Below are 3002 nucleotides of genomic sequence, written 5' to 3'. Positions count from 1 at the left end.
CGCAGGAACCGACCCGCCCGTACACAAGGAGCCGCACATGACAGCCGGACAGCCGTCCAGGCGCCACGTCCTGGGCCTCGGCCTGGGCGCCGCCCTCGCCCTGAACACCCTGCCCACGTTCACCGCCCACGCCGCGCCGAGCCGCCCCACGTCCTCCCCGCTCGTCCCCGCCCGCGAGGCAACGACCCTGTGGTACCCCGAGCCGGCCGACGAGGACCTCCTCATCGAGCAGGGGCTGCCGCTGGGCAACGGCCGGCTCGGCGCCCTCGTCGGCGCCGACCCCGCCCGCGAGCTGTTCCACGTCACCGACGCCACCCTGTGGACCGGCGGCGCCAACACCACCCTCGACGCGGACGGCCAGTTCCCGTACGGACGCGACGACTTCGGCAGCTTCACGCTGCTCGCCCGGGTCATGCTGTACCTGCCCGGACACGAGTTCTCCGAGGTCACCGACTACCGACGCAGCCTCGACCTCAGCAACGGCCTCGTCACCACGACGTACACCAAGGGCAAGGTCCGCTACGTCCGCGAGATGTTCGCCAGCGGCCCCGACGACGCGATCGTGGTCCGGCTGAGCCAGAGCGGCGGCGGCTCCCTCAGCGGCGCCGTCATCCTCTCCGGCACCCACGGCGAGACGACGGGCGTCGACGAGGACCGGCACCTCGCCTCCTTCTCCGCCGCCTTCGGGAACAAGCTGCGCTACGCCGCCGCGGTCACCGCCGCCGGCGACGGGGCGATCGACGCCACCGGCACCCGTGTCACCTTCACCGACTGCTCCGAGGTCACCCTCGTCATCAGCGGCGGCACCGACTACGCGCCGGACCACGCGGCCGGCTACCGGGACCCGGACGCCGACCCGCTCGCCCTGGCCCAGGACAAGGCCCGTGCGGCGACGCGGACTTCGGGCCGGCGGCTGCGGGACACGCACGTCGCCGACTACCGGTCCCGCTACGACCGCTTCGCCCTCGACCTGGGAGCGTCCACCGGGCGGCAGCGGGGCATGGACACCTGGCGGCGGCTGCAGGCGCGGGCCGCCGAGGGAGCGGCGCCGGATCCCGAACTGGAGGCGAGCTACCTGCAGTTCGGCCGCTACCTCACCATCTGCGGCTCCCGCGACGGACTGCCGATGGGGCTCCAGGGGCTGTGGCTGGAGGGCAACACCCCCGACTGGATGGGCGATTACCACACCGACATCAACCTCCAGATGAACTACTGGCTGGCCGACCGGGCCGGCCTCGGCGAGACCTTCCCGGCCTTCGCCGACTACTGCCTGGCCCAGCTCCCCGCGTGGAGCGAGGTCACGCAGAGGCAGTTCCAGGACTCCCGCAACCGCTACCGCAACACCTCGGAGAAGGTCGCGGGCTGGACGGTCGCCTTCTCCACCAACCCCTACGGCGGCCTCGGCTGGTGGTGGCACCCGGCCGGCAACGCCTGGCTGTGCGAGTCCCTGCACGAGCACTACGCGTACACGCAGGACGAGGAGTACCTGGCGCGGATCATGCCGCTGCTCAAGGGCGCCGTCGAGTTCTGGCAGGCGCGGCTGGTCACCACGACCGTCGACGGCCGCGAGGTGCTGATCGACGACCACGACTGGTCGCCCGAGCACGGACCGCAGGACGCCCGCGGCATGACGTACACCCAGGAACTCCTGTGGTCCCTCTTCGGTCACTACGAGGAGGCGTGCCGCACCCTCGGCCGTGACCCCGAACACGCTGCCACCGTCCGGAAGTTGCGCGACCGGCTCTACCTGCCGAAGGTCAGCCCGAAGTCCGGCTGGCTGGAGGAGTGGATGAGCGAGGACAACCTCGGCGAGACCACCCACCGCCATCTGTCGCCGCTCATCAACCTGTTCCCCGGCGACCGCATCCGCCCCGACGGCGGCGACCCCGAACTCCTCAAGGGGGCAACGGCGTTGCTCACCGCCCGGGGTATGGAGAGCTACGGCTGGGCCTGCGCCTGGCGGGCGGCCTGCTGGGCCCGCCTCAAGGACGCCGACAAGGCCTACCGGCTGGTGCTCACCAATCTGCGCCCCTGGGCGGGCGGTGACACCGGCACGGCGCGGAACTTCTTCGACATGTACCGGGTCTCGGACACCCGGGCCATCTTCCAGATCGATGCCAACCTCGGTACCCCGACGGCGATGGTGGAGATGCTCGTCCACTCCCGCCCGGGCCGCATCGAGCTGCTGCCCGCGCTCCCCGACGCCTGGGCCGACTCCGGCTCCGTCGCCGGCGTGGGCGCCCGCGGCGGCTTCACGGTGGACGTGTCCTGGCGCCGCGGCCGGGTCCGCGAGGCCACGATCCGCAGTGTCGGCGGCCGCCGGACGACCGTCGTGATCGGCGGCAGGGAGCGGAAGATCAGCCTCGAACCCGGGAAGCGGGTGACGCTCCGGGGCTGAGATCCCCTCTTGCCTGTCTCTCACCTGTCAGAACCGGGCATTCAGGTGACTTCGGTACGACCGACGTTTTTTGGGTGCTTAGTATCTCGATCCGTGACAGACGGAAAGAGCCGACCAGTACCGGCCGGCCAGGCAACCGACGTGCTCGTCCTCGGGGCCGGGCCGGCCGGACTCGTGCTGGGCAACATCCTCGTGGACGCGGGCATCGACTGCGTCGTCCTGGAGCGGGCCGAGCGCGCACAGGTGCAGACGCGGGCCCGCGCCGGGTTCCTGGCGGCCCGCACCGTGGAGACCCTGCACCGGCACGGTCTCGCCGACGGCCTGCACCGGCGCGGGCAGTCCCACAGCACCTGCGAGTTCCGTACCGAGGACGGCCGGTTCCGGCTGGACTACGGCACGCTCGGTCAGGGCGAGCGGCACACCGTCTACCCCCAACAGGACCTGGTGACCGACCTGTTGACGCGGTACCTGGAGCGCGGCGGGCAGATCCGTTTCGCCACCGAGGCCGTGGCGGTGCACGACGCCGACAGCGAGCGGCCCGAGGTGGCCGTGCGCGAGGCCGACGGGCGGCCCGGCCGGTGGCGGGCGCGGTACGTGGCCGGTT

Annotated in this window: 2 protein-coding genes; both read left to right on the top strand. The window is 72.0% G+C overall.

Going from position 1 to position 3002, the window contains the following annotated elements:
* Positions 1 to 37 precede the first annotated feature (37 nt).
* Positions 38 to 2398 carry a glycoside hydrolase N-terminal domain-containing protein gene (locus G3I40_RS13220; RefSeq protein ID WP_164302358.1) on the top strand — a complete coding sequence of 787 codons (2361 nt, stop codon included), beginning with the start codon at positions 38 to 40 and terminating at the stop codon, positions 2396 to 2398.
* Positions 2399 to 2539: 141 nt separating this feature from the next.
* The coding region (locus G3I40_RS13215) for an FAD-dependent monooxygenase (protein WP_343244917.1) at positions 2540 to 3002 on the top strand (463 nt) is incomplete at its 3' end.

Source organism: Streptomyces sp. SID14478 (genome assembly GCF_010548525.1).
Lineage (GTDB): Bacteria > Actinomycetota > Actinomycetes > Streptomycetales > Streptomycetaceae > Streptomyces.
The sequence above is the reverse complement of the archived record's forward strand: the minus strand, read 5'-3'. Positions and strand labels throughout refer to the sequence as shown.